Origin of the sequence: Rahnella sp. BIGb0603 (assembly GCF_024808755.1) — a bacterium.
Taxonomy (GTDB): Bacteria; Pseudomonadota; Gammaproteobacteria; order Enterobacterales; family Enterobacteriaceae; genus Rahnella; species Rahnella contaminans.
Window position 1 is genome coordinate 646,993 of the sequence record NZ_JANUEX010000003.1, and the last position, 6,439, is coordinate 653,431.

6 protein-coding genes are annotated in these 6,439 nt (G+C 55.3%); 3 read left to right on the forward strand and 3 right to left on the reverse strand.

All coding sequences use genetic code 11. The features are described 5' to 3' along the window. Positions 1-8: 8 nt before the first annotated feature. Positions 9-923: a glutathione ABC transporter permease GsiD gene (gene gsiD / locus M2403_RS11340; RefSeq protein ID WP_259229169.1), complete on the forward strand. Its 915-nt coding sequence runs from the start codon at positions 9-11 to the stop codon at positions 921-923. Between the two features lie 211 nt (positions 924-1,134). Here gsiD and fghA read toward each other — a convergent pair whose 3' ends face one another. Genes fghA through M2403_RS11355 form a run of 3 tightly spaced genes read right to left on the reverse strand, consistent with a single transcriptional unit; the run spans position 1,135 to position 4,103 of the window. Continuing rightward, the gene (gene fghA / locus M2403_RS11345) at positions 1,135-1,992 is read right to left on the reverse strand and encodes an S-formylglutathione hydrolase (protein ID WP_259229171.1); all 858 of its coding nucleotides are present in this window, start codon (positions 1,990-1,992) and stop codon (positions 1,135-1,137) included. A 12-nt stretch (positions 1,993-2,004) separates the two neighbouring features. Further along, positions 2,005-3,129 (reverse strand): S-(hydroxymethyl)glutathione dehydrogenase/class III alcohol dehydrogenase, encoded by a 1,125-nt coding sequence (locus tag M2403_RS11350; protein ID WP_195825023.1) that lies wholly within the window; start codon positions 3,127-3,129, stop codon positions 2,005-2,007. Positions 3,130-3,173: 44 nt separating this feature from the next. Beyond that, entirely contained in the window at positions 3,174-4,103 is a 930-nt protein-coding gene (locus M2403_RS11355; RefSeq protein WP_152324231.1) for a putrescine utilization regulator PtrR, read from the reverse strand. Between the two features lie 199 nt (positions 4,104-4,302). Between M2403_RS11355 and M2403_RS11360 the strand changes: the two genes are divergently transcribed. Together M2403_RS11360 and folE are read left to right on the forward strand one after the other, a co-directional pair. Then, a complete protein-coding gene (locus M2403_RS11360) occupies positions 4,303-5,430 on the forward strand; it encodes an MFS transporter (RefSeq protein WP_259229174.1) in 1,128 nt (375 codons plus the stop codon). Positions 5,431-5,555: 125 nt separating this feature from the next. After that, positions 5,556-6,221 carry a GTP cyclohydrolase I FolE gene (gene folE, locus M2403_RS11365; RefSeq protein ID WP_152324229.1) on the forward strand — a complete coding sequence of 222 codons (666 nt, stop codon included), beginning with the start codon at positions 5,556-5,558 and terminating at the stop codon, positions 6,219-6,221. Positions 6,222-6,439 lie beyond the last annotated feature (218 nt).

A 6,439-nucleotide genomic window follows, 5' to 3' on the forward strand; every position in this document is an offset into this window, starting at 1 on the left:
GCAGTCGCATGAAAAACTGGCGGAGAAATGCCGTACTGGCGAGCTTGCCGATAATCAGATCCGAAACTTCGCAGGCGGTAAGAACGCCGTGGAAAGCGTTCTGGCGGCGCTTTCGCCGGCAACATATCGCGATGATTGCGGGCGTTTTCATTCTTTTACTGATTGCCGCTGCGATCTTTGCGCCGTGGCTGGTGCCCTTTGATCCGGAAAATTACTTCGATTACGACCGTCTGAACGAAGGTCCGTCGGTGATGCACTGGCTCGGTGTGGATTCACTCGGGCGGGATATTTTCAGCCGTATCCTGATGGGCGCGCGGATATCACTCACCGCTGGCGTAATGTCTGTGGTACTCGGCGCAGTTATCGGCACTGTGTTCGGATTACTGGCCGGATATTACGAGGGCTGGTGGGATCGCATCACCATGCGCGTTTGCGACGTGCTGTTTGCTTTCCCCGGTATCCTGCTGGCGATTGCCGTGGTTGCCGTGATGGGTAACGGCATGTCGAATGTGATTATCGCGGTTGCTATCTTCAGCATCCCGGCGTTCGCACGTCTGGTGCGTGGTAATACGCTGGTGCTGAAACAGCAAACTTATATTGAATCGGCACGCAGCATCGGGGCATCCGACGCCACGATTTTGTTCCGTCATATCCTGCCGGGCACGTTGTCGTCGATAGTGGTGTATTTCACCATGCGCATTGGTACATCTATTATCACCGCTGCCAGCCTGTCATTCCTGGGAATGGGCGCGCAACCTCCGACTCCGGAGTGGGGCGCTATGCTCAACGAGGCCCGTGCCGACATGGTTATGGCACCGCACGTGGCCATATTCCCAAGTCTGGCGATATTCCTCACCGTTCTGGCATTTAATTTACTGGGCGATGGATTACGGGACGCGCTGGATCCGAAATTGAAGAGCTGAGATTTTGGGGTTCCCCAAAGCCCCCTTTTTATCTGAATCTCTAAGATTTCGGTTTCTCATAAACAGCCTTCACAGAACCTACGGTATTCGAAACCGCCCAAGAGCGGGAAGTGCTTTCCCTCTCTTGGGCGGTTTCGGCACAGCGCATTGAGTGACCACTGCAAGTGAGAAACCGAAATTCTCTCATTCAGCATTGAAAGGCATTACGCCCTCATGCCCTGGAGTGCAAAAACTCCGCATGGAATTGCAGGTGATCTTCCACAAACGAGGCAATCGTAAAGTAGCTGTGATCGTACCCCGGCTGGACGCGAAGCTGTAACGGCCAGCCGCGCTGGCGGGCGATTTCGGCCAGTTTTGCCGGTTGCAGCTGATCTGCGAGAAACTGATCGCCATCACCCTGATCGACTAAAATCGGGAATGGCTTCTGATCTGCCGGCAATGCACTCAGCAGATGGCAACTGTCGTATTGCAGCCACTGACTTTCGTCGTCACCCAGATACGCCCAGAAGGCTTTGCGTCCCCACGGAACCTGCGCCGGATTCACAATGGGTGCAAACGCGGAAACTGAACAGAAGCGGTGCGGATTACGTAACGCCAGCATCAGCGCACCGTGGCCGCCCATGGAGTGACCGAAAATCGACTGACGATCGCTGACGTTGAAATGCCCGCTGATAAGCGCAGGCAATTCGTCGAGCAGGTAATCGTACATCTGGTAATGCGCGGCCCACGGCGACCGGGTGGCGTTCAGATAAAATCCTGCGCCCTGACCGAGATCGTAGCCTTCGTCGTTGGCGACACCTTCGCCGCGCGGGCTGGTATCCGGCATCACCAGAATCAGCCCAAGCTCAGCCGCGACGCGCTGCGCCCCGGCTTTCAGCGTGAAGTTTTCATCATTGCAGGTCAGGCCCGACAGCCAGTACAGCACCGGCGGGGGCGTGTCATCTTTTGCCGGTGGCAGATAGATGCTGAACGTCATGCCACAATTCAGGCTGGCCGAAGTATGGCGGTAGCGCTGCTGCCAGCCGCCAAACATCCGGTGTTCTTCGAGTAGTTCAATCGAGCTGCTCATCGAAAACTTTCCTTACTTGTTAAAATGAATAACCGTACGGATAGACTTACCTTCGTGCATCAAATCGAACGCTTCGTTGATTTCTTCCAGCGGCATGGTGTGAGTGATGAAATCGTTCAGGGCGAATTCGCCGTCCAGATAACGCTCTACAATGCCCGGCAGCTGGCTGCGGCCTTTGACGCCACCGAATGCGGAACCCCGCCATACGCGGCCGGTTACCAGCTGGAACGGACGGGTGGATATTTCTTCACCGGCACCGGCAACGCCGATAATGACCGACTCGCCCCAGCCTTTATGACAGCATTCCAGCGCGGAACGCATCACGTTCACGTTGCCGATACATTCGAAGGAGAAGTCCACGCCGCCGTCGGTCATTTCGACGATCACGTCCTGAATCGGCTTATCAAAATCTTTCGGGTTGATCAGATCGGTTGCGCCGAGTTTACGGGCCAGATCGAACTTGCTGGTGTTCAGATCGATACCGATGATGCGGCCTGCGCCCGCCATCACGGCGCCGATAATCGCCGAAAGGCCGATGCCGCCGAGGCCGAAGATCGCCACAGTATCGCCTTTTTTCACTTTGGCGGTGTTAATCACAGCACCCATACCGGTGGTCACGCCGCAACCGAGCAGACACACTTCTTCCAGCGGCGCTTCTTTGTTGATTTTCGCCAGAGAAATCTCAGGGACGACGGTGTATTCGGAGAAAGTCGAGGTGCCCATGTAATGGAAAATCGGCTTGCCGTCTTTGAAGAAACGGGTAGTGCCGTCCGGCATCAGGCCTTTACCCTGCGTGGTACGGATAGCCTGACACAGGTTAGTTTTGCCGGACTTACAGAACTTACACTCGCCACATTCCGGCGTGTACAGCGGGATCACGTGGTCGCCAACGGCCACGCTGGTGACGCCTTCGCCGACAGCTTCTACTACACCACCGCCTTCATGGCCGAGGATTGCGGGGAAAACGCCTTCCGGATCTTTGCCGGACAGGGTGTAGGCGTCGGTGTGGCATACGCCGCTGGCAACGATACGCACCAGCACTTCGCCTTTTTGTGGTGGCATCAAATCGACTTCTTCGATGGACAGAGGTTGATTCGGGCCCCAGGCGACGGCCGCACGTGTTTTAATCATTTCCATTATGTTGCTCCAGTCAGGTGTTTTTAGCTTAATCAGATTTCAGGTTAATAAGTCGGATGCAGTGCCGGGTCATGTTCGCCGGCCAGAGGGTGTTTCAGTAACGGGATCACACCGTCATTCTGTTCGATAATCAGTTCTTTCAGCGCCCGGACATTCGGGCTGAAAGCGTCCCTGCGCCAGATAAGCCAGGTGGCGGTATCGGCGAATTCATCCGGAATTTCGTGAATTTCTACGCGTTCGTGGCCGGGCAATTGTTCCAGCACCGAACGCGGGATCATCGCGATACCCGCACCGCTGGCAACGCAGGCCATCATTGAATGATAGGACTGAATCTCCATCGTATTGGCAACCGGCACATTCATTTCCTTAATCCAGCCCTGCAAACGCTGGCGATAGGAACAGCTCGGGCGGAAGGCAAATACGGTATGACCGCTGCGACCAGCAGGTACGACGAGTGGCGATTCACCCAGCGGGCTGATCACCACCATGCGTTCGCGAAATGAGATACAGCCGTTGATGTCGTCAAAATCTATCGGACCATCAACCAGCGCCGCAGCGAGACGTCCGGCACGCACGCTGTCGATAGTTTCGCCGGAAGTGGCTGTCACCAGCGACAATGCCACCTGGGGAAATTTCTGATGATAAGCCGCCAGCAACGAAGGCAGACGCGTTGCTGCGGTGCTTTCCATCGAGCCCAGCGCGAAATTCCCGGCAGGTTCTCCGGCATGGGTGATGCTCATCGCTTCATCGCTCAGCGCAAGAATGCGCTCGGCGTAGTTAAGGAAGTTGTGGCCCATCGCGGAAAGTCGGATACGCTGTTTTTCGCGGATGAACAAATCGGTGCCCAGTTCGAGTTCGAGCTGGCGCAGGCGGGTGGTCAGGTTTGAAGGCACGCGGTGGAGTTGCTCTGCCGCACGCGCCAGCGAACCGGTTTCCGCTACGCAGCAAAACATCCGTAACTGAGTCAGATCCATGATGGGTTCCTGTGTTCTCTAATCGTAAACAACTTGGTTTGTATTATTCAGTTTTCGTGATTGTACTCATAAGGCATCATAGCCACAACTTCCAATTAACTTTCTTTTAAGAAATCTGCTGTTTTCGGCAACAGGCTTTGAGTATGTTTATTCATTGTTTCTGACATGTTGCATTGCGGTTTCTTACAGCGGAGCAGTTATGGCTTTTCGTATTGCGCTTAGTGGTTTTCTGGCTTTTGTGGTCGCGATGGGTATCGGGCGCTTCGCCTTCACGCCGCAGGTTCCTTTAATGATAGCTGAACATCAGTTCAGCCTGACCGGCGCGGGTTTAGTCGCCGCCTTCAACTATCTCGGTTATCTGTGTGGTGCGTTTGACGGAATGCGTGCGGCCAAACACCTCGAACGCCGGTTATGGCTGGGTGTGTGGGGCGGCGTAGTACTGACATTACTGTCGGCGGTGATTTCCGGCGAAGTGCTGCACAGCATCGTGCGCTTCCTGATCGGCTGGACCAGCGGCTGGGCGATGGTGATGGTCTCCGCATGGTGTAACGAACGGCTGGCGCATTTTGGCCGTCCGGCAATGAGCGCGGCGGTATTCGCCGGTCCGGGTGCCGGGATTTTCCTGAGCGGCATGTTAGCCGTAGGTATCCACAGTTTACAGCTGTCCTCGGCACAGGCCTGGTGCGTTTACGGTGTGCTGGCGCTGATTTTTGTGGCAATTATCACGCCGAATCTGCCCCGTAAAGGTGATTTACATCGTTCCCACGTGGCGACAGAACCGCTGGTCATGACACCGGCGCTGAAACGTCTGGTGTGGAGTTACAGTCTGGCGGGCTTTGGGTACATCCTTCCCGCGACATTTTTATCGCAGATGGCGACGGCACGTTTTCCTGACAGCCTGTTTGCACAGTTTGTCTGGCCGGTGTTCGGCGGCGCGGCGGTTGTCGGCATCGTGATAGGTATTCTGACCCGCCATTGCCTGACGACGCATAAACGTCTGGCGCTGACATTATGGGCGCAGGGACTGGGGATTTTGTGTGCGGAAGTCGTGCCGGGCGTGACCGGGCTGGTACTCGGGGCATTGCTGACCGGTGGCGGTTTCCTCAGCGTGGTACAGCTGGCGTTGCAATGCAGCCGCGAACTGGCGCCGAATCACAGCCGTTATATGGCCGGATTGCTCACCACCGGTTATGCCGTCGGGCAGCTGTTCGGGCCAATTTTATCTGCGATTTCGACTGCGCTGACGCATCATCTTGAACCGGCCCTGTATGTCGCGCTGGCCGGTTTCGTGATTGCCGGCGCGCTGGTCTTCCGGCAGAACCGATAAGTTGCAGCTATTTCATCCATCATGAAACACTATCACTGGATTCTGAACCGGCTCTCCACTACAGTAAGCCACCTCACTTTGGCGTGATCTGCGTCAAAGTGATTACACCTGCCGGAGAAGAATGAATGCCAACCCTGAGTAAAGAAGCCATTTTAGTCCATGAGGCATTGTTAGCCCGTGGTCTGGAAACCCCTCTGCGTGAAGCCCTGCCGATCGACAACGAAACGCGCAAACAGCGGATCCAGGAACATATGACTGGCATCATGCAATTGCTCAATCTGGATCTCTCCGATGACAGTCTGGTGGAAACGCCGCGTCGTATCGCGAAGATGTACGTTGATGAAATTTTCTCCGGGCTGGATTACGCGAACTTCCCGAAAATCACTGTTATCGAAAACAAGATGAAAGTGGATGAGATGGTGACGGTGCGTGATATCACCCTGACCAGCACCTGCGAACACCATTTCGTGACCATCGACGGGAAAGCGACCGTGGCATATCTGCCAAAAGATACCGTGATCGGTTTGTCGAAAATCAACCGCATTGTGCAGTTCTTCTCGCAGCGTCCGCAGGTTCAGGAACGTCTGACCCAGCAGATTCTGGTGGCGTTACAGACGCTGCTCGGCACGCCAAATGTGGCAGTGTCGATTGATGCCGTGCATTACTGCGTGAAAGCCCGCGGCGTGCGTGACGCAACCAGCGCGACAACCACCACGTCTCTGGGCGGTCTGTTCAAGTCCAGCCAGAATACACGTCAGGAATTCCTGCGTACCGTCCGCCATTCTTCGTAAATAAAGCTGCAGCTGCGTTCGCCGCGTTCGGAGACCCGAATCACTGACTTGTGTCAGCTCATCGGGCTCTCCTTACTTGCTGTCTTGCTGCAACTTCATTTACTTGAATGGAGACCACAGCTTTTCGTAAATAAAGCTGCAGCTGCGTTCGCCGCGTTCGGAGACCCGAATCACTGACTTGTGTCAGCTCATCGGGCTCTCCTTACTTGCTGTCTTGC